The organism is Psychrosphaera saromensis, assembly GCF_002954545.1.
GTDB classification, from domain to species: Bacteria; Pseudomonadota; Gammaproteobacteria; order Enterobacterales; family Alteromonadaceae; genus Psychrosphaera; species Psychrosphaera saromensis.
Map to the genome: position 1 here is coordinate 909,979 of NZ_MSCH01000003.1, position 20,588 is coordinate 930,566.

Genomic DNA, 20,588 nt, shown 5'->3' on the forward strand with positions numbered 1-20,588 from the left:
TGTCTTGATGCTGCCTCCGTAGATACAAAAAAGTCCGCCAATGATATTGACGGACTTTTTTATTTATAAAGCTATAGGGCTATAGGGCTATAAAGCTATAAAGCTATAGGGCTATAAGGCTATAAGGCAATAAAGCTATAAAGCTGGGCAGTTACTCGATTGGCTGTTTTGCCTTAAACGCAAAAAAGACAGTTAACACAACGCCGATTAAAGATATTGCCGCTAAATAGATAAAAATACCTCGAGCCGTTCCATACTCAATGGCAAATAGCACAACCGCAATAACATTAAATATTAGAGAGATAATTTTATATCCAATATTGCCAGTATAAGAGCCGTTTTGATTTAACAAAACAGCGCCTATGATTGCCGCGATAAAGGCTAAAAATAACATATTAAGACTCCTTCTCTATTTGCTCGGATTGCTGATTTATATCCTCATCTATTGGTAAAGCCTCTGTAGGTAAAGAGAATAGTTTTTTATAACCAAATAACATTAACAAGCCTAAGACAAATAATACCAAGTCGACTGAAACAGACACATAGTGTTGGGTTTCTAATACATTAAATAAATGACTAGATGTTAAAATAGCATCCATAGGCATTACAATAATAAGTAGTCCAGCAATAAGCTTAAATATCAATTTAATCGCTGTTTTGTAATTGATAACAAAAGGTATGAGAAGCGATACAATCCACACACTAAAGAAAATAATAAATATACTCTTAGTGTGATCTAAACCGTGCATAACCGTGTTTAATATAAGCTGCGCGGGAAACAAAGCTGCGGTTGCTAGGACAATCCCACCACACGAGCCAATTAATAACTTATTAAAGTTTTGATAGGTGCGGCGACTATGATTTGGTTGCTGGCTGTTTAAGCCACGTTCAATCCACAGCATTAATCCAGTGATTGGTAATAAAGCCGTGATCATGCCTAATACTGACCACAGTATTTTTACTAATACACCGCCAAAGTTACCGTAATGCAGTGGAAACATAGCATCCAAAATTTTACCGGCTACACCGTCTAATCGTCCGAAGTTAGCTTGTGTTTTAATATACTCTGCGGTCGCGCCATTGTAGATCAGTGTCTCGCCACCAAGGTGCTCACCACCAGTACCATTAATGTAAACTAAAGCATTTTTATCGCCGTAGCCCATTATGGTTACATTTCTGAAATTTAAGTCCGGTCTACTTTCTAAACTCTGCTCTATAATATTAGAAAGTTGAGTTGGTTGCTGTACATGAGAAATGATTGCAGGTTTTACTGCGGTAAATGTTTCAAGTAACTTGTCTTGGTCGCCATTAAAGCCAACATAAGCTGCTGCGGGGACTAAAATTACGGTCGCTAAACCTAAGAATGCACCAGTGAAAGCAATCGTACTATGAAATAAAACTGCCCAAACACTCATTATTTTATGTCCGTCATTTAACATTAATGAAAATGTTTTACGGATCCTAAAGGTAAATAATTGAGCTAGTATTTTTCGGTGAACAAATAGCCCAGTTACAATTGAGACCATTAAGGTTAAGCCTAATAGCCCAGTTAATATTAATCCAACCGGGCGGCCCAAATGTAGATCTGCATGGAAGTGCGCAAGGAAGCTTGCCATGTCTAATTTGTCTTGGTTAAAAAACACTTCCATATCTGTTTCAGATAATTCTTTCAGCGTCTCAGGATGGAATTCATACACTATACCTTCGTGTTTTTCTTTTCCTTCAGGTGTTTGAATATGGCCTTCAAAAATGACACGTGATGTTTGTGATGTACGTGTAGCGGGTAATCTAATCTGAATTTCTTCAAGATAGACAGGGTCTACTTTTTGAGAGTATTCATTGATAAGTTGTTCAAACCCTTGAGGGTTATGTTTGATTGGTGCTCTAAGTTCTTCATTTGCCCATATCTTAAGCTCAGGGAGCGCAAACACCGCTACTGCACCACTAAAGGCAATGATGAATAATAGTATGCCAGTAACTAAGCCAACCCATGAGTGAAGCTGGTAAAGCTTCTTTATCGTAATACTTTTCACTTTTATCTCCTAGTTACCAAATAACGCAAAATAAATACATGTGATATGGATCACATTCAGCCCAATCATCAAGAACCAAACGTTTCTTACGGACGTCGCCATATAGCTATATATAAATAACGCGGTCCAAATAAAAGGAAACATTAAGACTGGAATGGCGATAGCATCATTTTGAACCAAAGGCAGGTAAGTAGACATGCCAGGGATCATGATTACTGAGGTAATTAGAGTCAGTATTAAAGCCAAAAATGTACGGCTTTTAAAAGCGTTGAATGTGCTTTTTTTAGAGTGTTTTTCCATTGTATTCCGATCATTAGACCTAGTGAAAAATTAGTGCTACAAAATACATTAAATTACCCACGTTTACAAATAGGAATGATTGTCATTTACAATGTATATTGTTAGGCCTTAACAACACTAGCTATGCAGATGATAAAATACACAAGCGTTTGGTTCCTTTGAGCTTTATACTGTGTTCTGATAATGAATCGGTTGCCCTTACGTGGGATTAAACCCTAATGAATTATTCGGTTGCCCTTACGTGGGATTAAACCCTAATGAATTATTCGGTCTGAATCAGATCAGGTAAACATTTTAATTTATATATTAGCTAGACAGGAACTTCGCTATGACATGGTTTTGTGCAAAACAGTTTTTTGATGGTGTCGACTTACATAATAATTATTGTTTTGAAGTGAATGATGGATTGGTGTCAGCACTCTTGAGTGGATCACTGGCCACTGAATCTACCAACTGCGATGTACAAATTAATGGTTTAGTGACGCCTGGTTTTATTGATACGCAAGTTAATGGTGGCGGTGGCGTTTTGCTTAATCAAGCCCCAACGTTTACCTCACTTAAAACCATATTTTCAGCGCATCAACAGTTTGGTACTACATCTATGATGCCCACGTTGATAACTGATAATTTAGCCGTGATGCAACAAGCAGGCGATGCAATTGCTGAGGCGATAGCGGAAAAAGCGCAAGGAATTGTTGGCGTTCATTTTGAGGGACCTCATTTAAGCATAGCTAAACGTGGTATTCATCCATCTGATCAAGTGCGGGCTATGAACGATGCTGAACTTAACTTGGTAACGCGCAATGACCTAGGCAAAGTGTTGTTAACTGTTGCACCTGAAAACGTCAGCCCCGATGTTATAAAAGATTTAGTCAGCCAAGGTGTAATCGTTGCGTTGGGGCATTCAAATGCCGACTTTGATACTGTTTTGGCTGCAATAGATGCAGGAGCCACTGGCGCAACGCATTTATTTAACGCTATGTCTGGTTTACAGGCTAGAACGCCGGGATTGATTGGTGCAGCGCTCGACGATGAACGTATTACCGCAGGTTTGATTGTAGACTTGTTACACGTGCACCGAACTAACTGTCGTTTGGCGTTTAAGACCAAATCAGCAAAAGGTATTATGTTGGTAACGGATGCAATGGCGCACGTTGGAAGTGACTTAATCACGTTGCCTTGGCTAGACAGCCACATCACTAGAGATGGCGATAAACTGACGACACCGGATGGGACTTTAGCTGGCTCTTGTCTTGATATGATAGGTGCAGTCAGAAAAGCACATCAAGTATTGGGTATCGAGTTAAAAGATGCTTTACACAGCGCCACACAAGTACCGGCTAAGTTTTTAGGATTAAATGATATTGGTCATTTACAAGTAGGCGCTAAAGCTGACTTTTTAGTAATTAATGATCAGCTACAGATTGAACAGGTTTATCAAGGTGGCATCTGTGTATAACAGGCTTATTTATAACTTATTTTATGTAAGCTAATAAGTGTCTAAAGTCGGTGGTGTTTGTATAACCTTCTATTATTTTAGCTTGCCTCTTACTGTCGGGATTAGCCACTGCGAGTAAATGTTGTATACCAAACTTTTTCGCTGACTCCAGTACAGGTTTTGAGTCATCTACAAATAAGGTATGTTTGTTATCAAACCCCACATCTTGTTGTAGCTGTTGCCACAAGCTTTGGCTTTCTTTGCTCACTCCATATTGATGGCATGAGATCAATTGGTCGATATGACTGTCTAGTTGTGTCATTTCCACTTTTAAACTCAATGAGTCAGGGTGAGCGTTGGTGACCAAAATCACTTCTTTGCCTGCAGCTTTTAACGCATCTAAAAACGGAATCGTGTCATCACGCAGTTGAATTAAATGACAGATCTCGCGCTTTAACTCCACAATAGGTAAATCTAATTCTTGCTGCCAATAATCTAGGCAATACCATTCTAATTGTCCATAAACAGCATCGTTTTGAATTTTGAGGTTTTCTTTCGCTTGCTGTAAAGAAATATCATGCTTTTTGGCTAACGCTTTTGGTGCATGTTCCATCCAAAAGTGGTTGTCAAAATGCAAATCGAGCAAAGTGCCATCCATATCAAGTAAAACAGTGTGTATATCAGACCAATTAAGCATAGATTTTTAATCTTTGTTCGTTATAGTAGTAGCCTAGTATCCGATCTTAGTAGAAGGCAATCAATGTCGGAGCAAACAAAAAACAAAAAAGATACATTACCGGTAATTCACAAATCTGAATTAGTCGCTCAAAGCCGTTTATTTAAAATTGAACAGCTAGAGTTAGAGTTTTCCAATGGTGAACAACGAACCTACGAACGCATGAAAAGTTCAGGTCGTGGTGCGGTTATGATCATCCCCATTGTTAACGAGCAAGAATTTTTACTGGTTAGCGAATACTGTGCTGGAACCCATAGTTATGAACTTGGTTTCCCTAAAGGGCTTATTGATCCAGGTGAGTCTCCAGAACATGCAGCAAACCGAGAGTTAAAAGAAGAAATTGGCTTTGGTGCAAAACGTTTAGTCCAACTAAAAAGCTTATCAAGTACGCCAAGTTATTTTAACTCAATCATGCATATTTTTATGGCGTTTGATCTTTACCCAGAGTCGCTTGAAGGGGACGAACCAGAACCGCTTACTGTGGTGAATTGGCAATGGGATAACCTAGAAGAATTGATGAGCCGAGAAGATTTTACCGAAGCGCGTAGTGTATCGGCCTTGTATATGGCGAAAGAAAAACTAACCTTATAGTATAAATATAAGCTAGGGAGTTAAGAGTGACATTATCACTAGAGCAGTTAGCAGCACATGCGGTGGAAATAGCCAATTCTGCAGGTGCCGCTATTTTAGAATTTTTTGAAGATGGTGACTTTGAGCAATTTAGTAAACTAGATGAATCTCCTGTAACCAGCGCAGATTACGCTTCTAATGGAATTATAATGGAGGAGTTAACTAAGTTAACGCCAGACATTCCCATTATGTCAGAAGAAATCGAAAATATTCCCCTAGCCGAGCGCAAGCTCTGGTCACGTTATTGGTTAATTGATCCATTAGACGGAACGCAAGAATTTGTAGCTGGTCGTTCAGACTTTGCGGTTAATATTGCGTTAGTTGAAAATGGAAAGCCGATACTTGGTATTATTCATGCACCTGTTACAAAAGTTACCTTTTGGGCGGCGCTGGGATTAGGTACTCATAAGATATGTGGTGGCAAAACGACAAAAGTGACGGCAAGTCCCGTCGATTTGGCAAACCCATATTTACGAGTTGCTATTAGCCGAGTGCAAAAATTAGAAACTATCACTAAGTTTATTAAACCGGATGTTGCATTAGAATTCGTTTCCATGGGAAGTGCGGCATTAAAGTCATGTTTAGTGGCAGAAGGTAATGCGGATATATATATTCGAGTTGGCATTACTGGTGAATGGGATACAGGCGCCCCACAAATAATAGTGGAAGAAGCGGGTGGTTGTATTCTAGATTCTGAGTATGGTGAACTAACCTATAACCAAAGAGAGTCGGTGTTAAATCCTAACTTTATGGTTGTCAGTGATAAGTCGTTTGATTGGTCAACAATTACAATCCCACATACATCAAGACGAGATTAAGGAATAAAAGTTATTATGATCACTGATATTAATAATTTGATTGGTTGTGCCATGTCACTACTAAGTGGCCGAGAAGCAGATTATGTAGACGGTAGAGTGCTAAGTCCGCAATCTGCCGATGATATGAAATGTATTGCGCATGACATCACCGAATATCTTAAAAATAGCTCAATGAAGTCAGAAGTTGAAATGCAAAAGCTAGAGCATTACAAACATACTTTATTGGCAATTTCGCCATTTGGTAGCCGTTATATTTCGAATCGACACGATCATTACTTTATTGTGCAGTGTGAGTTTGATTTTGATATTTTAGAAGATGCCCTTGAGCATGAAACACTAGACGATATGTACGACTCTATGTCTATTGCACATGACTTTAACCGCGAAGAATTTGAATCTACTGCGATTATAGTGCGTAACATTGATAACAATATTTTAGCTTGTGATTTACGTGGATGTTGGAGTCCGCTAACCGATAAGTTCGCCGTTAGGGTAGAAGACTGGGTTGATCACTACGCTATTTAAATGCTTAGTTAGCCAATAAAATGAAAGCCGTTAACCTTTGAAATCGTTAGCGGCCATCAAATTTACCGTTTCATGTAGCTCGGAATATACTAAAACAACATCACCATTGTTGAGTTGTCTTTGTACATCGAGTTTTTTTTCTTCAAATGAAATTTCAGCTTCGCCATAATCAGTTCCTTCTCTCATGACAAACTCTTCAATTATTCCACTTAATGCATCGGTACTTATTTGCTGCCACGGGATGATCATTTTTTCTCAGTTAATAAGCTTTTAATAAAGGCAATACTGCGTGTTTCTAGCCAAAATTCAGGTTTTAGAGGATTGTTACCAGCTAAAAATCCGACATGGCCACCTTTTTTACTCAACTCAAATCGAACGGAAGGAGACAGTTCAGACTCGTTTGGAATAACAGATTCATTCATAAAGGGATCGTCCTCGGAATGAATAACTAATGTTGGCGTGTTAATGCTCGACAAAAACTGTTTACCACTGGATTGTTGATAATAATCTTCAGCGTCAACAAAGCCATTTAACGGCGCGGTGACTAATCTATCGAAGTCGGTCATATTGGTTATGCTATCGAGCGTTTCTTTGTCTAATAGCCTAGGGTCGCTACCCTTTAAATGTTCTATTTTTTCAAGGGTGCTTCTTTTCAGTTTATCTAAAAGGTACTTTTGGTAAATCTTAGCAAAACCTTGGTTTACCGCTTTTGTACACTCAGATAAGTTAAATGGAGCGGATATAACAATCGCACCATCTAATTGTGAGTCTTCTCTTTCCCCGACATATTTCGACAGCACGTTTCCGCCTAATGAAAAGCCGATAGAGAATATTGGATTAGTAGGATGTCTTTGTCTTAGATAATCAATAAATTCACTTACATCTGAGGTTTGCCCAGAATGATAACTTTGTGTTTTACGATTAGTTTTAGCGCCACAGCCTCTAAAATGCATGAGAACCGCAACCCAACCTTGCTGATAAATAGCATTCATCATGCGCTTGGTATAAAAACTATCAAACGAACCTTCTAGTCCATGAAACAGCAATACAATTGGTTGGTCTGGTTTTATTTTATTGACTTGATGTGACCAAGTAACCTCGACAAAATCGTCATCACTTAGCTCAAAATCTTGAATTGCAGGCTTAAAAAGTGATTTTATCGGATATGTTCTAGGTATAATTGTCTGTAAATGACGATTAGTCATCCACCAAGCTGGTTTAAATTCTGATTTAACTAACATGTAACCCTCAATGTTTATCAAAGATAAATGGGGTCGAATTAGTTAAATTCAAATTTATTTATCCTTTTTAATCATGGAATTGTTGGTAATAAAAGCGATTTCATACTGATAACTAGAGATTGAAGTAATTACCAAGAATAATCAATATTATTGCCAGCCCATTTTCCATTTTGTTGGCTCTTTTAAATCACGCCAATTGATTGGGTATTGCTGGTTATTGATAACCGCTTCAATCACACACAAAGATACTTTTTGTTCTTCATCAAACTCAACGTCTATAACAATAAAGTGCTTTTCTTTATTGTTCACAAGCATTGCTGTCCATTTACTATTTAGTAGTGCTTTTGGATTTACTTTATTCATTACTGCTCGTTTTACTTAATAACTGGTTTAATTATTTTCTTAATTCTGTGTGCGCAGAACGCTGTTCTTGTATTAAGTCAAAGGCACGTTTAGCGGCCTTTTGGAATGCAAGCAACTCGGATTCTTGCTCGTATTCAAATGAAAAACGACTATGGAACATTAACGTTATCGTCACATCTTTAAACTTTAAGTAGCAAGTGTAACCGTCGATTTCGTTCCAAGCAGAAAACTCTTCAAAAACCGATTTTGAGTCTTGTTTAGTGCCATGTGTTATCACATGATTAAATAATTCTAAATAGTTTACGTATGTCATATGTCACCTATATTTATTGCTCAAGTTTTATAGTTGAGCATTCTACTTATAGTAATACGTTTAAAGTTTAAAATACGATTAACTTTGTTAATGGGCTACTGAGGAAATAATTTCCGTGACTCATTTAATAAATGCTGAACTGCAGGGTGTTTCACCTTTCGCTCCGGCGAGATCAGATAATAATGTTCCATGATCTGATTGGTTCTGCCAATCACGGATAAGTCGAACTGTTCTAATACATGACTTTCAATAATTGTAGGCGCACAGCACACGCCATAATTTGCCTGACAAAAGTAATTGGCCAAAACTGAATCATCAAACTCACCAATAATTTGAGGTTTTACCCCTATTTGTTCAAACCAAGATAAAACATTAATTTTCTGATTGGTACCTTCGCCAGCTAAGAAAAAAGGTACGCCATCAAGTGAATGTGGGAAGTTCTTCTCTAAATCATTGGCTTTATTCTGTGTGGCAAAAAAGCTCATTCCACTTTTGCCTACTACATGATTAAACGCTTTAACGGCGGAATGCACTGGTAATGAGGTATCGCTCAAAATAGCATCTAATTTATTAACGGCTAATTCGCCCAATAAGGTATCTAATTGGGTTTCTTTACAAATAAGTTTGATGGAGTTGTCCATGGTGTAAATATTTTTTAGGAAGTTAAAAGAGAACACCTTTGGAATGACATCTGTGACGCCAATAGAGAATTGGAAAGCAAATTTCTGTGAATGATTTTTTAATGAATTTTGTAACTCATCACCAAGATCAAATATTTCTTTGGCGTAGTTATAAGTCACGTTCCCCATTGCATTTAGCTGCATTTTTCTGCCAATACGATCAAATAGTTTATAACCCAATTGCTCTTCTAATTTTTGTAGTTGAGAGCTCAATGTTTGTGGAGTGATATGCAAAAAAGTAGATGCTTTAGCAATACTGCCATGAGTTGCAATGGCATAAAAATATTGAAGGTGATGATAGTTTAAGCGCATATTTTTTCATGTTTATAATCAACGTTATGTTTCAATATAGCATAAAATTATCAACTTATAACTGATGAGTGATCAGTTATAATCGACTGTTTAATGATTTTAAGGTTGGTATAACTAAGGGGACAAACATAGAGGTAAACACATGTCAGAAAATTCGCTTATTTTAAAATGGAAAGAATTTATAAAGGCAGATGCCAGTCCCGGTATCATTCTTGTTCTTGCTTCACTTATTGCGCTTATATTAGCAAACAGTCCACTTAGCCCAGCCTATAACTCGTTCTTAGAGTTCCCAGTCAGTATCGTACTTGGTTCATTTGAAATAAGTAAACCATTGGTTTTATGGATCAATGATGGCTTGATGGCGATATTCTTTTTTGTTGTGGGATTAGAAATAAAAAGAGAATTGTTATACGGACAATTAGCATCCAAAGACCAAGTTATTCTGCCATTTCTAGCTGCGGCTGCAGGGATCATATTCCCAGCACTTATATACGTAGCATTCAACTATGAAGATGCTATTGCAATGAATGGTTGGGCAATACCGTCGGCTACCGATATCGCATTTGCTTTGGGATTATTCATCTTATTTGGTAAGCATTTACCACCAAGTTTAAAACTGTTCTTACTGTCGGTTGCTATTATTGATGACATTGGTGCAGTTATTATTATTGCCCTGTTTTATTCAACTGATTTATCAACTAATTCATTGATTATTGCGTCTATCGGTTTAGTTGCCCTATTTGTGTTTAATCGTTTGCAGTTAGCCAGTAAAACACCATTTATTTTAGTCTCAATTATTGTTTGGGCCGCGGTATTAAAATCCGGCGTCCACGCGACGTTAGCTGGTTTTGCGGTTGCTTTGTTTATTCCGATTGCCAAAGAAAAATCCGAGTCTATGTCGTATCAGATTGAACATGGTTTACATCCATGGATTGCCTTTTTTGTTTTGCCTGTGTTTGCTTTTTCTAACGCGGGTGTTGAATTACTTGGAACATCGGTTTCTCAGTTCTTTACGCCTGTTACTTTTGGCATTATTGGCGGGTTATTTATTGGTAAACAGTTAGGTATTTTTGCTGCTTGTTATGCGGCTATCAAATTAAACCTTTGTAAGTTGCCGAAAGACGCAACTTGGAGTCAATTATATGGAGTGTGTTTGCTCTGTGGTGTTGGTTTTACCATGAGTTTATTTATCGGTTCTTTGGCATTTGAAGAGCAAGGGTTGGCGTATCAAACACAGGTTAAAGTTGGTGTGCTAGTTGGTTCAATATTGTCCGGAGTGTTGGGTGCAGTACTTATAAAACGCTCGTCTAATAAAATAAAAAAAATAGAAGGTTAATAAAGATGAATTATAAAAATGTACTTGTTGCCGTTGGTTTTATGTTAACTGCTTTTGTTGCTAAAGCTGATTTTAAATCAGAGATCATTGAATCCTGTTCTGAGTATCAAAAAAATGATGGAGGCAAATATGTTAACGCCTGTAAATTGTATATTGACGGGTTTATTGATGCCTCAATGCAATATCATGAAAGTGCCAGTAACGATGATAAAAGTGAATTTATTAAGCGGGTTTATCGTACACGTACTATGTCGGGCGAAATAGTCAGTAGTGACTTTGAAAGACCGTTTTGTATTCCTAAAAAAATGCAAAGACAAGAAGTCGCATCGTCAATTGCTAAAGCGATGGATTTATCTAACCTAGATATTACGGACTTTAGATTAGTCGTACATCACTCTTTAATTAAGCTTTACCCTTGTTAACATCGGGTATTAAAGCTTAGATATTATAAACCTTGTAGGTAAAGGAATATCTATAAGGGTTTTGTAAACTTCAAAACTAAAATTTGATAAACAACCGTTAAAATTAATCAGGAAAGTGTGATCGCTAAGTAATAAATCTGCGTATTGATAGTTAAATAAAATGCTTAAACTAAGCTGTTAACTTAACGAGTTTAGTTAATACGTAGAAGTGATACCTATGCAACATTTTAACAATGATGATTTAACTGAAATGGCTACACGTTACCGAGTGCAGTTAATCAATAGCTTATCTGGTTTCAAAAGTGCCAACCTTATCGGCACACGTGACAAGCAAGGTAACAATAACCTTGCGATATTCAGCTCTGTTTTCCATTTAGGTTCTTCACCTGCACTGGTTGGTTTTATAATGCGACCAGACAGTGTTTCTCGCCATACGTTAGATAATATTCAACAAACCAAACAATACACTATCAACCAAGTGAGTGATGATTTTTGGCGTAAAGCGCATCAGAGTTCTGCTCGTTATTTGAGTGAGCAAAGTGAATTTGAACATGTAGGGCTAACGCCAGAATTTGTAAATAATGTCACTGCTCCATTTGTTAAAGAAAGCCGCCTTAAATACGCATTAACGGTTAAAGAAATAACCCCGATTGAACTGAATAATACGCTGTTAATTATAGGCGAGATCACAGATGTAATTTGTGAAGAAACTGCGATTAAAGACGATGGATATATTGATATAGAGTCATTAAATACAGTGGCCATATCAGGATTAGACAGTTACCACACGACACAAAGATTATCGCGCATTAGCTATGCTAAACCCGATAAATCACCAATGGAAATTCCGCTGAATGGGGTTAACGAATGATGATAGTAGAGACGAAAGACTCAGAATTATTAACCATATTTTATGATGGACATTGTCCCTTATGCGTAGCGGAAATGAATCATCTAGCGCGCAAAGATAACAATAACGCAATTGAATTGGTTGATATCCACCAAGATGGATTTGCTCAGCTATACCCTGAAATAAAGCACTCTGATGCAATGAAAATCTTACATGGTAAATACCAAGGTAAAACGTTACTCGGGTTAGAAGTAACTCATAGGGCTTGGACTCTTGTAGGCAAAGGTTTTTGGGTGGCACCGCTAAATTGGCCAGTTATTAAAACATTAAGCCATTTTGTGTATTTGGGGCTAGCTAAATACAGACAACCAATATCATCTTTTTTAGCAAAGGTTTTTGGCTTAAAGGCCAATAACTGTAATTCGGGGATTTGTTATGATAACTCAACAAACACTGATAATAGGCGCAAATAGTGCCATTGCTCAAGCCATCGGAATAGAACATGGGCATTTGAATAACAGCGAAATAGTCCTTATTAGTCGAGGTTTTTCTGAAAGTGCTTTGTCTACCTACCAAAATTTACCGAATGCTAGACGGATCAGTGTAGAAGATTACAGCGCCAACTCCATAGAGTTAGCAATTACAAAAATACAGGCAGAATCAAGCTTGCCAATAACCAATGTTTTTGTGTGCAACGGTATATTACATAGTGAAACCATACAGCCGGAAAAACGCTTAGAAGATTTTGACCCAGAGTCGTTCAACCAGGTTATGTCAGCAAATGCATTAACGCCTATGTTGTGGTTGCAAAAATTAGTACCAGTATTAACCGGAAAACTAAGGTGTAACTTAATTGTGTTCAGCGCTAGAGTTGGCAGTATTAGTGAGAATCAGCTTGGAGGTTGGTATAGCTACCGAGCGTCAAAAGCCGCATTGAATATGATGCTAAAAACGGCGTCGGTAGAGCTTGCTCGTCGAGCAAAAAATATCAAAGTCATAGTCTTTCATCCAGGTACTACCGATACTGAATTATCAAAACCGTTTCAGAAAAACGTTCCTAAAGGTAAGTTGTTTACCTGCGAATTTGTTGCTCAGCAATTATTAGAAATAGTTACAAGACAGGAACTAGATCACACTGCCAGTTTCTTAGATTGGAAAGGTGAAACCATCAACTGGTGAGCAAGGATCAACTGGCGAACAACAATCAGCTTAGTGGCAGGTCAAGCTAAGCTGATCTTTAGCTTTAATCGAAGCTTATTTTGAAGATAGATAAAGAAAACGTTTTTGGTTTGTGGTTTTTTTTTGGGTGAATAATGAGCTTAGTAAAGTTAAGTAAAAATCCAACTTCAACAATATTCTCAGACGTTAACTCAGGTGCATTATCAATGTTACGACCTCGGAAATACGCTTGAAAATCACTTAATTTAAAGGTTATTTGTTGTCTTTCATTAAGGCTAGTAGCGAAATCCTGTTTGTAAGATAAACGATAACCATCAACTATAGTAACCAGTCTTAATTGATAAATATGACCGTCACCTTGCACATCTATGCTGATGGTATCGATACCTGGCTCTAAAGAGGTCACTGGATGAAAAGTAGAGGTGAATCCACCGTTATTTTCCAACGAAATTTCACCAGTAAATAACACTCTATCTTGAGCAAGTATTATTTCACCTTGCGACTTTCCACCCATAACACTGTCGTTTGTAATGCGCCAATTAGCTAACTCTTCAGAGCCTGTATAATCATTAATGCCAACCATATTATTTTTCAAAGCATCGATTTTCAAACTAGCGTCTTTTAAAGTGTTCATATTTTTACAATAGACCTTTGATAAAATAGCATAAGCTATTAAAGCGAATACAAAAATGATTAACCATTTCATCCTCTTATCCTAATGATGGGTTGATTAAATATTATGTGTATTTTCAATTATGCTTTGTAAATCGGTTAGCTCATTGACCACAAGCGTAGCTAAATGTGCATAGTCTGGTGTATTACCGTGTGTCACTAAACAAGACATTGTATTTGCATTAATCGCGGCTTGAATGTCATATAAATAATCACCTACATACAATAAGTTTTCAGGTGGGATGCCCCATTTATTTGCCAAAAATAATAAGCCGTCGGGAGCTGGTTTTGCTTGGTGTTCTTCTCTTGATATGAGAATAGGAATATTAAGGTTATTATTGTTAATTTTGATTAACGCAGCATCACGACAATTTCGGGTGACGATTGCTATTGGCATGTTTAGCTTATGCAATAATGTTAACAGATTATCAGCGCCGTCTAATTTAACTGATTCGGCCGCTTCTTTGATTTCATAACCAATTAATTTCTGCTCTATTCTGCCTTTCTCTGGCTGAGTCTTCCCATCTAAAAAATCCAATACATCAGTGTCTAGCGGACAACCTAGAGATTTTTTAATTTTATTAAAATTTAGACTAGACGACACTAATGTGTCGTCTAAATCAAAAATAACACCCTGCAATTTATTGGTTAACAAAGCTTATCCTTACAGTATATAAACAGTTAAAAAGTTATGTTTTGACGACATGGTGCAGCCGGACTTAACCCACACATTTCATCGTATGGTGTTTGATATTCAAGTGTTGCTGTGAATATATTTTTTTTACGTAAATAGTTTTTGGCTTCAGTGAGAGACGATGTAATACCTATTTTATTCGACTTATCTAAGCTAATTAAATTGTCCAACGAGTCTTGTACGCCAATTAAATAATGAGTAGATTCTGCTACGCAAATGATAGTTGGTGTTAGCTCTAAATTTGCTTCGGTTAACGTGTTGCTCATAATAAAACTCCAATTAAAGTAGTTTAAGTAATTACGAGGCAATTGCCTTTAAGGATCATCATTAGTTGTGCATTGCTTGATGAAGTTTTGTCAAACTAGGGTGAACTTTATTGAAATCAAGAACGTATATATAACAAATTAAATTTTATAAAAGTGAAATCCCAATGCGTATCGTTATTTTAGCTATATTTGTATCGCTGTTATCAGCATGTGGCACATCTTATCCAAATCAGTCGGTTAAGGGCCAAGTGTTCCCATCCATTACCGGACAAACATTAGAACAAAATCAGTTGAATATTCCTGCTGATTTAAAGCAAGACGCTGTTTTATTATTAATAGGTTACAAGCAAAACTCGCAGTTTGATATTGACCGTTGGTTAATTGGTTTAGACATGACAAATACCATAGTGGACGTGTATGAGCTACCAACTATTCAAGGCATGTTCCCAAGAATGTTTAGTACCGTTATCGACAATGGTATGCGTAAAGGCATTCCAAAAGAGTTATGGAAAGGTGTGGTAACCGTTTATGAAGATGGCGAAAAAGTACAAAAATTTACAGGTAATGAAAGTGGTAATAACGCCAGAGTTGCCTTGATAAATAAAGACGGTGTTATTTTGTATTTTTATGACAGAGGCTTTTCGGTTGGAGCGCTGAATGAGTTAAGAAATGCATTAGAAGCTACTAGGTAAGAGGATAAATTTATTGACTCATTCTTATACCGGGGTATACACTTCATATATGTTGTATATATAAAGTGTATAAAGCCAAATGGGTATAGTAAAAATATCAGAAACATTGCATGAAGAAATTAGACGTTCTAGCAATGTCATGTCTAGGTCCATTAATTCACAAGCTGAGTTTTGGATAAAAGTCGGGCGATTAGCAGAGTTGAACCCAACACTGACTTTTACTGAAATAATGAAAGCTGAGTTACTTAAAGCCGATCAGACTATTGCAGAGGCGTTTCATGAGTAAAGCCATTTTAAAAAATGAACAAGAAATTGCATTAATGCGTGAATCTGGCCGACTGTTGGCACAAGTATTTAAAATGTTAGATGACTTTATTTGTGAAGGCATGACAACATTGGAAATAGATACCAAAGTTGAAGATTATATTCGTAATGAATTGAATGCTCGTCCCGCCAGCAAAGGTCAATATGATTACAAGTTCTCGTTAAACTCATCCATTAATGACGTGGTTTGCCACGGTGTTCCTAGCGATACAGTCAAGATCAATGCTAAAGATATTATCAATCTTGATATCACTTTAGAAAAAGACGGGTTTATTAGCGACTCCAGTAAAATGTTCACCTTTAGCAATACCAGTGTAGAGGCTAAGCGCTTAGTTAAAACCACTTATGATGCCATGTGGAAAGGCATTAACGTGGTGAAGCCAGGAGCAAGATTAGGAGATGTTGGTTATGCAATTCAAAAACATGCAGAGCAGGCCGGTTACAGTGTTGTAAGAGAATATTGTGGTCATGGTATCGGCCGTGAAATGCACGAAGATCCTCAAGTATTGCATTACGGCAGACCGAATACGGGACTAGTTCTGAAAGCGGGTATGACATTCACCATTGAACCTATGATCAACCAAGGTACTCACAAAATTAAAAACAAGAAAGATGGTTGGACAGTAGTCACAAAAGATAAAAAACTATCTGCTCAATGGGAGCATACAATTTTGGTGACCAAAACGGGGTTTGAGGTATTAACGCTGCGTCATGAGGAAACTCTGTAAATTAATATAATGCCCAGCCTATAGTCCACTTATAGCTAATTATAATGTATTACTTATGTTTCATCATTTGACTTGAAACTACTGTGGCCAAATTTCGCTAAAATATGTTTTTAATAATTCGGCCACTATCACCACTCTTTCAACGTGCTGGTAGCGCTTATGGATGACGATATGTAATTCACCAGCGGCAACTTCACTTAGGTCAATGTCTAGAGCTGTAAGTCCTTTAATTAATGGGCTTTTTACAAAACTAGTAGGTAAGGCTAATGCTCCTAATCCGGCACAACACGCCGCTACTTGGACGTTATAATCATTAGAGCTGAATACTGGCTTAAAGTTTTGTATTTCCCTCTTTAAAATTTGATTAGTCAGTAAATGATCGTGGTCTTCCGACCAACAAATCCAGTTTAACTCTTGAAAAGTCACATCATTACTTAACGAGTTGGCAACATCTTCCGATACATAAACGTTTATTCCACAATAAAAAGACGCCATACAAATTAGGTCTTTATCTTTTGGTTTTTCTGTACGAAATGATATATCTGCCTCGCCACGGGTAAGATTAAAGGTATTGGTGCCACTTAACACTTCGAGCTGAATACCGGGATATTTGTCTTTTAGCTTTTTTCCTACCTGCGGTAAAAAGGCAAAACAAATTCCAGGAGGCGCGGTGATCCGCACTCTACCTTCAACTTTATTTGGTGCTTGAGCCTGCGTCATGGTTTCAACTGACCAAATTGCCATTTGTTTTGCTGCAGGCAAAAGTTTTTGCCCTAATGCTGTAAGTTCACAACCCTGACTAAAACGAGAAAATAATGGCTGACCAAGCTGTTGCTCCAGCTCTGCAATACGTCTGCTGAGTGTTGGTTGGCCAAGTTTTAAATTTCTGGCTGCAGCACTAAAACTACCACTCTCAGCTACCGCTAAAAAAAGTCGGATGTCTTGCCAATTTAATTCATTGCTATTCATTTTTGGATATGCCGATTGTTATTTAGTGGATTTACATGATTTATAGAATGGCTAAACTATGCCATATCTTCTTTTACTACTAAAGGTAAAGAGAGAATAAATCACATTAACTAATTATGGAGTAAATAATATGAGTAAGAATAGGTTCTATATAAAAATGGTAATTGGCTTTGTTAGTCTTTTATTTCTCTCTTCCATAATATGGATTAATCAAGCAACGCAAACAAACCACCCATCTATTACATCAACATTAGGGCAAGAAAGTAATTATCAGTCTTTAGTTGATAGCCTAACTACAGGAAAAAAAATATCGGTGAACAAGGTTAAATCTGCAAACTGGAAAGTCCCTTTAAGTGGTTTACTTAATCTTGAGTCCGCAGCCGCAAAACATGAAGGGTTGGAAGATCATGATGAAGACATTCAAATTTATACTTTCCATTTAACGCATCCTTTACACGGAGACTTTTTGATTGATACAGGCGTTAGCCAACAGTTTTATAATGATCCAGAGTCGTTAGGTATTCCTAGCTGGTTAGCATCTGGGTATGGATTAGAGAACATGACAATACTGACGGCAACAGATGATTATATAAAACAAAGAAACTTGGATTTAAAAGGCGTGTTTTTAACGCATTTACACCTTGATCATATAAGCGGTATATCGGCAATAGATAAACAGGTTCCTTTGTATGTAGGAGAAGGAGAAACTGAAGAACGTTATTTCTTATACGCAGCAACGCGAGGTGCTACCGACACTATGCTTAACGGCAGACCGTCGTTGCAACAATGGACCGCAGAGTATGTTGATGTGTTTGGAGATAGTAGTGTGTTTGCAATTCATTCACCTGGTCACACAGCGGGTTCTACCGCTTATTTAGTAAATACATTTGAAGGTCCGGTGCTTTTTACTGGTGATGCAAGCCATACTACGTGGGGATGGAACCATGGCGTTGAACCTGGCAGCTTTTCAACCGATCAAACTCGCAGTCTTACAAGTTTAAACAAACTGATTGAACTAGTTAAAAGCTACCCTGAGATCCGAGTACAGCCTGGACATCAAAGTCTATAAATTATGCTCGTTATATTTAATCAGGCATTTAATGTCTGATTAAATAGCCGCATCATAAATGAAGTAAGATAGAAGCTTGATCTTTTTGCGGCATATTGCCTACAACTAACATGTAAGAGTTATCGATCATGCGCTCAATTTCTCCTTGAGGAACTGAACCGTCTAAAATAATGGTATTCCAATGTTTTTTGTTCATGTGATAGCCTGGGATTATAGAAGGGAAAATATCACGTAACATTATTGCTTCATCTGGGTCACATTTTAAATTTAGCCAATACGGCTCAGAGCCGTCTTCTGCTTTAACCTCAGCTTTACTTTCGCTAAGAATTGCAAACATCTTATGTTTAACTTTATACACTTCAGATACGTCATTAAATGGAAAATTTACTAAGGTTTCAGGCTTTGATTTTAAGTACGTTTGAACTGGAATTTGAAAATTCATTAATAGCTTCCATTTAAGTGAAAATATGCGTAGCCAAGGTATGCTTGTAAAGAAAAAAGCGCAATATATATACTGCGCTTAATGTACCATTATTAACAGCTAGTAATATAATTATTCAGTAACTTTTCGGCTACGAGAGATAAAGAATGCCCCAACAATAGCTGACAGAATAGATCCCGATAATACACCGACTTTAACGCTATTTAAATGTTCAAACCCTTGGTGTTCAAAAGCTAATGATCCAATGAATAAGCTCATGGTAAAACCAATCCCACATAAAAGAGTAACTCCATAAAGTTGCAGCCAATTTGTTCCATCAGGTAATTTAGCTAATCCACTCTTAACGGCTAACCAGCAAGCACCAAAAATACCAACTTGTTTACCAATAAATAATCCAGCAACAATACCCATGACAATAGGGTTAAAAATATCTTCTGTTGTTGTTCCAATAAGTTGTACACCTGCATTGGCAAAGGCAAATACTGGTAAGATAAAAAAGGCGACCCAATTATGTAAGCTGTGCTCCATGTGATGCAGCATTGGATGACCATCTTCGTTCTTAACATTAATAGGAATAAACATGGCAACCGCAAAACCTGCAAGAGTTGCATGAACGCCGGATTTTAAAACAGCTGCCCATACAATAATTCCAATTAAAACATACGCACCTTGTGCTCTAACTTTATAGCGATTTAAGCCAAATAGAGCTAACAGCCCTACAGCAGCAATAATTAAAGATGTTGTGGATAAGTCAGCAGAATAAAATAACGCAATAATCACTATCGCGCCTATGTCATCAAAAATTGCTACCGACAATAAAAACAGTTTTAACGTTATAGGTAACGAACGACCAAATAAACTAAATACTCCAAGCGCAAATGCAATGTCTGTAGCAGAAGGTATTGCCCATCCGGTAACGGCAATAGGATCATCTTGGTTAAACCAAACATAAATTAATGCTGGTACGGCGATACCTGCAATTGCAGCTATTGCTGGTAAGGTTATTTGAGCAACAGAACTTAAATGACCCTGTAGAATTTCTCGTTTAATTTCTAAACCCACCATAAAAAAGAAAATGGCCATCAGCCCATCGTTAATCCATAACAGTAAAGGTTTAGCTATTTCAAATGAACCGAACTGAATTGCTACTGGTAGATTTAACATACCATTGTAGAAACCATCTAAAGGCGAATTAGCAAAGATAAGAGCCAGGATTGCGGCGCAAACAAGAATAACTCCACCTGCAGCATCGTGTTGGATCATTTGTTTTAATTTTTTAGACATTAGTGGTTTCTTTAAATATTTTCATGAAGCTAACCATAACAAGGAATTAAGGATATAGAAATAAATAGACGGTTAATCGACTAATTTCAATTATATAAGGTCACTTTTTTAACCAGAAAAATAAGCAGTTAACTTGATATAGCTCAATATTAGTTGTCGTAAGTTGGCGGGATCTGGATTCGTGGTTTACTTTTATAGTCGTGATATCGATTTATCTCATATCACTAACTTTCACAACAAAGCGTTCATGGTCGATTTTTTGATCGCTGACT

General features: G+C 37.2%; 28 protein-coding genes. 13 read left to right on the plus strand and 15 right to left on the minus strand.

Going from position 1 to position 20,588, the window contains the following annotated elements:
* Positions 1 to 151: 151 nt before the first annotated feature.
* Genes BTO11_RS04130 through BTO11_RS04140 form a run of 3 tightly spaced genes read right to left on the minus strand, consistent with a single transcriptional unit; the run spans position 152 to position 2,333 of the window.
* Positions 152 to 394, minus strand: coding sequence for a hypothetical protein (locus BTO11_RS04130; protein ID WP_105051399.1), 243 nt, complete (start codon positions 392 to 394; stop codon positions 152 to 154).
* Position 395: 1 nt separating this feature from the next.
* Complete coding sequence (locus BTO11_RS04135) at positions 396 to 2,033, minus strand: PepSY-associated TM helix domain-containing protein (protein ID WP_181135836.1); 1,638 nt, start codon at positions 2,031 to 2,033, stop codon at positions 396 to 398.
* A gap of 9 nt (positions 2,034 to 2,042) precedes the next feature.
* Complete coding sequence (locus BTO11_RS04140; protein ID WP_229793401.1) at positions 2,043 to 2,333, minus strand: hypothetical protein; 291 nt, start codon at positions 2,331 to 2,333, stop codon at positions 2,043 to 2,045.
* Between the two features lie 328 nt (positions 2,334 to 2,661).
* Between BTO11_RS04140 and nagA the strand changes: the two genes are divergently transcribed.
* Complete coding sequence (gene nagA, locus BTO11_RS04145) at positions 2,662 to 3,792, plus strand: N-acetylglucosamine-6-phosphate deacetylase (protein WP_105051401.1); 1,131 nt, start codon at positions 2,662 to 2,664, stop codon at positions 3,790 to 3,792.
* A gap of 16 nt (positions 3,793 to 3,808) precedes the next feature.
* Here the strand turns inward: nagA and yrfG are convergent, their stop codons facing one another.
* On the minus strand, positions 3,809 to 4,468 hold the full coding sequence (gene yrfG, locus BTO11_RS04150) for a GMP/IMP nucleotidase (protein ID WP_105051402.1): 660 nt from the start codon (positions 4,466 to 4,468) through the stop codon (positions 3,809 to 3,811).
* A 63-nt stretch (positions 4,469 to 4,531) separates the two neighbouring features.
* Here yrfG and nudE point away from each other — a divergent pair, with 63 nt between their 5' ends.
* Genes nudE through BTO11_RS04165 form a run of 3 tightly spaced genes read left to right on the plus strand, consistent with a single transcriptional unit; the run spans position 4,532 to position 6,480 of the window.
* A complete protein-coding gene (nudE, locus tag BTO11_RS04155; protein WP_105051403.1) occupies positions 4,532 to 5,098 on the plus strand; it encodes an ADP compounds hydrolase NudE in 567 nt (188 codons plus the stop codon).
* Between the two features lie 26 nt (positions 5,099 to 5,124).
* Positions 5,125 to 5,955, plus strand: a complete 831-nt coding sequence (cysQ, locus tag BTO11_RS04160) for a 3'(2'),5'-bisphosphate nucleotidase CysQ (RefSeq protein ID WP_105051404.1) — start codon at positions 5,125 to 5,127, stop codon at positions 5,953 to 5,955.
* 15 nt (positions 5,956 to 5,970) lie between these two features.
* Positions 5,971 to 6,480: a hypothetical protein gene (locus BTO11_RS04165; protein ID WP_105051405.1), complete on the plus strand. Its 510-nt coding sequence runs from the start codon at positions 5,971 to 5,973 to the stop codon at positions 6,478 to 6,480.
* A gap of 30 nt (positions 6,481 to 6,510) precedes the next feature.
* Here the strand turns inward: BTO11_RS04165 and BTO11_RS04170 are convergent, their stop codons facing one another.
* The 5 genes from BTO11_RS04170 to BTO11_RS04190 all read right to left on the minus strand — a co-directional run bounded on the left by BTO11_RS04170 (position 6,511) and on the right by BTO11_RS04190 (position 9,389).
* Positions 6,511 to 6,729 (minus strand): YheU family protein, encoded by a 219-nt coding sequence (locus BTO11_RS04170; protein ID WP_105051406.1) that lies wholly within the window; start codon positions 6,727 to 6,729, stop codon positions 6,511 to 6,513.
* Entirely contained in the window at positions 6,726 to 7,721 is a 996-nt protein-coding gene (locus BTO11_RS04175; RefSeq protein WP_105051407.1) for a hydrolase, read from the minus strand. Before BTO11_RS04175 ends, BTO11_RS04170 begins: the two co-directional genes overlap by 4 nt.
* A 147-nt stretch (positions 7,722 to 7,868) precedes the next feature.
* Entirely contained in the window at positions 7,869 to 8,084 is a 216-nt protein-coding gene (locus BTO11_RS04180) for a TIGR02450 family Trp-rich protein (RefSeq protein WP_105051408.1), read from the minus strand.
* Between the two features lie 31 nt (positions 8,085 to 8,115).
* On the minus strand, positions 8,116 to 8,397 hold the full coding sequence (locus BTO11_RS04185) for a DUF3081 family protein (RefSeq protein ID WP_105051409.1): 282 nt from the start codon (positions 8,395 to 8,397) through the stop codon (positions 8,116 to 8,118).
* Between the two features lie 95 nt (positions 8,398 to 8,492).
* Complete coding sequence (locus BTO11_RS04190; RefSeq protein ID WP_105051410.1) at positions 8,493 to 9,389, minus strand: LysR family transcriptional regulator; 897 nt, start codon at positions 9,387 to 9,389, stop codon at positions 8,493 to 8,495.
* A gap of 142 nt (positions 9,390 to 9,531) precedes the next feature.
* Between BTO11_RS04190 and nhaA (BTO11_RS04195) the strand changes: the two genes are divergently transcribed.
* The 5 genes from nhaA (BTO11_RS04195) to BTO11_RS04215 all read left to right on the plus strand — a co-directional run bounded on the left by nhaA (BTO11_RS04195) (position 9,532) and on the right by BTO11_RS04215 (position 13,176).
* Positions 9,532 to 10,725, plus strand: coding sequence for a Na+/H+ antiporter NhaA (gene nhaA, locus BTO11_RS04195; protein ID WP_105051411.1), 1,194 nt, complete (start codon positions 9,532 to 9,534; stop codon positions 10,723 to 10,725).
* A gap of 5 nt (positions 10,726 to 10,730) precedes the next feature.
* A complete protein-coding gene (locus BTO11_RS04200) occupies positions 10,731 to 11,147 on the plus strand; it encodes a Rap1a family protein (RefSeq protein WP_105051412.1) in 417 nt (138 codons plus the stop codon).
* 217 nt (positions 11,148 to 11,364) lie between these two features.
* Complete coding sequence (locus BTO11_RS04205; protein WP_105051413.1) at positions 11,365 to 12,018, plus strand: flavin reductase family protein; 654 nt, start codon at positions 11,365 to 11,367, stop codon at positions 12,016 to 12,018.
* Positions 12,015 to 12,470, plus strand: coding sequence for a thiol-disulfide oxidoreductase DCC family protein (locus BTO11_RS04210; RefSeq protein WP_229793400.1), 456 nt, complete (start codon positions 12,015 to 12,017; stop codon positions 12,468 to 12,470). The genes BTO11_RS04205 and BTO11_RS04210 overlap by 4 nt, the downstream gene beginning before the upstream one ends.
* Entirely contained in the window at positions 12,433 to 13,176 is a 744-nt protein-coding gene (locus BTO11_RS04215; protein WP_105051414.1) for an SDR family NAD(P)-dependent oxidoreductase, read from the plus strand. Before BTO11_RS04210 ends, BTO11_RS04215 begins: the two co-directional genes overlap by 38 nt.
* Before the next feature lie 64 nt (positions 13,177 to 13,240).
* Here BTO11_RS04215 and BTO11_RS04220 read toward each other — a convergent pair whose 3' ends face one another.
* The 3 genes from BTO11_RS04220 to BTO11_RS04230 form a co-directional block, all read right to left on the minus strand.
* Positions 13,241 to 13,810 (minus strand): CIA30 family protein, encoded by a 570-nt coding sequence (locus BTO11_RS04220; protein WP_229793399.1) that lies wholly within the window; start codon positions 13,808 to 13,810, stop codon positions 13,241 to 13,243.
* 96 nt (positions 13,811 to 13,906) lie between these two features.
* A complete protein-coding gene (locus BTO11_RS04225; RefSeq protein ID WP_105051415.1) occupies positions 13,907 to 14,503 on the minus strand; it encodes an HAD family hydrolase in 597 nt (198 codons plus the stop codon).
* 26 nt (positions 14,504 to 14,529) lie between these two features.
* Positions 14,530 to 14,808 carry a DUF6482 family protein gene (locus tag BTO11_RS04230; RefSeq protein WP_105051416.1) on the minus strand — a complete coding sequence of 93 codons (279 nt, stop codon included), beginning with the start codon at positions 14,806 to 14,808 and terminating at the stop codon, positions 14,530 to 14,532.
* A 164-nt stretch (positions 14,809 to 14,972) separates the two neighbouring features.
* Here BTO11_RS04230 and BTO11_RS04235 point away from each other — a divergent pair, with 164 nt between their 5' ends.
* From BTO11_RS04235 to map, 3 genes are all read left to right on the plus strand, one after another.
* On the plus strand, positions 14,973 to 15,500 hold the full coding sequence (locus BTO11_RS04235; protein ID WP_105051417.1) for a hypothetical protein: 528 nt from the start codon (positions 14,973 to 14,975) through the stop codon (positions 15,498 to 15,500).
* 79 nt (positions 15,501 to 15,579) lie between these two features.
* Entirely contained in the window at positions 15,580 to 15,786 is a 207-nt protein-coding gene (locus BTO11_RS04240; protein WP_105051418.1) for a ParD-like family protein, read from the plus strand.
* The gene (gene map, locus BTO11_RS04245) at positions 15,779 to 16,552 is read left to right on the plus strand and encodes a type I methionyl aminopeptidase (protein WP_105051419.1); all 774 of its coding nucleotides are present in this window, start codon (positions 15,779 to 15,781) and stop codon (positions 16,550 to 16,552) included. The genes BTO11_RS04240 and map overlap by 8 nt, the downstream gene beginning before the upstream one ends.
* 78 nt (positions 16,553 to 16,630) lie before the next feature.
* Here map and BTO11_RS04250 read toward each other — a convergent pair whose 3' ends face one another.
* A complete protein-coding gene (locus tag BTO11_RS04250) occupies positions 16,631 to 17,521 on the minus strand; it encodes a LysR family transcriptional regulator (RefSeq protein ID WP_105051420.1) in 891 nt (296 codons plus the stop codon).
* Positions 17,522 to 17,651: 130 nt separating this feature from the next.
* On the opposite strand from BTO11_RS04250, the gene BTO11_RS04255 reads away from it, so the two are divergent.
* Positions 17,652 to 18,590 (plus strand): MBL fold metallo-hydrolase, encoded by a 939-nt coding sequence (locus BTO11_RS04255; RefSeq protein WP_105051421.1) that lies wholly within the window; start codon positions 17,652 to 17,654, stop codon positions 18,588 to 18,590.
* Between the two features lie 52 nt (positions 18,591 to 18,642).
* Here BTO11_RS04255 and BTO11_RS04260 read toward each other — a convergent pair whose 3' ends face one another.
* A complete protein-coding gene (locus BTO11_RS04260; protein WP_105051422.1) occupies positions 18,643 to 19,032 on the minus strand; it encodes an MmcQ/YjbR family DNA-binding protein in 390 nt (129 codons plus the stop codon).
* Between the two features lie 111 nt (positions 19,033 to 19,143).
* Positions 19,144 to 20,316 (minus strand): Na+/H+ antiporter NhaA, encoded by a 1,173-nt coding sequence (nhaA, locus tag BTO11_RS04265; protein ID WP_105051423.1) that lies wholly within the window; start codon positions 20,314 to 20,316, stop codon positions 19,144 to 19,146.
* Positions 20,317 to 20,588: the final 272 nt, after the last annotated feature.

Coding starts and splice junctions, on each gene's coding strand:
- BTO11_RS04180 (WP_105051408.1), bottom strand. CDS start 8,084: ATGAATAAAGTAAATCCAAAAGCACTACTAAATAGTAAATGGACAGCA.
- BTO11_RS04210 (WP_229793400.1), top strand. CDS start 12,015: ATGATGATAGTAGAGACGAAAGACTCAGAATTATTAACCATATTTTAT.
- nagA (WP_105051401.1), top strand. CDS start 2,662: ATGACATGGTTTTGTGCAAAACAGTTTTTTGATGGTGTCGACTTACAT.
- BTO11_RS04200 (WP_105051412.1), top strand. CDS start 10,731: ATGAATTATAAAAATGTACTTGTTGCCGTTGGTTTTATGTTAACTGCT.
- BTO11_RS04205 (WP_105051413.1), top strand. CDS start 11,365: ATGCAACATTTTAACAATGATGATTTAACTGAAATGGCTACACGTTAC.
- BTO11_RS04140 (WP_229793401.1), bottom strand. CDS start 2,333: ATGGAAAAACACTCTAAAAAAAGCACATTCAACGCTTTTAAAAGCCGT.
- BTO11_RS04220 (WP_229793399.1), bottom strand. CDS start 13,810: ATGAACACTTTAAAAGACGCTAGTTTGAAAATCGATGCTTTGAAAAAT.
- BTO11_RS04235 (WP_105051417.1), top strand. CDS start 14,973: ATGCGTATCGTTATTTTAGCTATATTTGTATCGCTGTTATCAGCATGT.
- map (WP_105051419.1), top strand. CDS start 15,779: ATGAGTAAAGCCATTTTAAAAAATGAACAAGAAATTGCATTAATGCGT.
- BTO11_RS04215 (WP_105051414.1), top strand. CDS start 12,433: ATGATAACTCAACAAACACTGATAATAGGCGCAAATAGTGCCATTGCT.
- BTO11_RS04230 (WP_105051416.1), bottom strand. CDS start 14,808: ATGAGCAACACGTTAACCGAAGCAAATTTAGAGCTAACACCAACTATC.
- BTO11_RS04130 (WP_105051399.1), bottom strand. CDS start 394: ATGTTATTTTTAGCCTTTATCGCGGCAATCATAGGCGCTGTTTTGTTA.
- nhaA (WP_105051423.1), bottom strand. CDS start 20,316: ATGTCTAAAAAATTAAAACAAATGATCCAACACGATGCTGCAGGTGGA.
- BTO11_RS04175 (WP_105051407.1), bottom strand. CDS start 7,721: ATGTTAGTTAAATCAGAATTTAAACCAGCTTGGTGGATGACTAATCGT.
- BTO11_RS04170 (WP_105051406.1), bottom strand. CDS start 6,729: ATGATCATCCCGTGGCAGCAAATAAGTACCGATGCATTAAGTGGAATA.
- nudE (WP_105051403.1), top strand. CDS start 4,532: ATGTCGGAGCAAACAAAAAACAAAAAAGATACATTACCGGTAATTCAC.
- BTO11_RS04255 (WP_105051421.1), top strand. CDS start 17,652: ATGAGTAAGAATAGGTTCTATATAAAAATGGTAATTGGCTTTGTTAGT.
- BTO11_RS04165 (WP_105051405.1), top strand. CDS start 5,971: ATGATCACTGATATTAATAATTTGATTGGTTGTGCCATGTCACTACTA.
- BTO11_RS04185 (WP_105051409.1), bottom strand. CDS start 8,397: ATGACATACGTAAACTATTTAGAATTATTTAATCATGTGATAACACAT.
- BTO11_RS04260 (WP_105051422.1), bottom strand. CDS start 19,032: ATGAATTTTCAAATTCCAGTTCAAACGTACTTAAAATCAAAGCCTGAA.
- BTO11_RS04240 (WP_105051418.1), top strand. CDS start 15,580: ATGGGTATAGTAAAAATATCAGAAACATTGCATGAAGAAATTAGACGT.
- BTO11_RS04190 (WP_105051410.1), bottom strand. CDS start 9,389: ATGCGCTTAAACTATCATCACCTTCAATATTTTTATGCCATTGCAACT.
- yrfG (WP_105051402.1), bottom strand. CDS start 4,468: ATGCTTAATTGGTCTGATATACACACTGTTTTACTTGATATGGATGGC.
- BTO11_RS04250 (WP_105051420.1), bottom strand. CDS start 17,521: ATGAATAGCAATGAATTAAATTGGCAAGACATCCGACTTTTTTTAGCG.
- nhaA (WP_105051411.1), top strand. CDS start 9,532: ATGTCAGAAAATTCGCTTATTTTAAAATGGAAAGAATTTATAAAGGCA.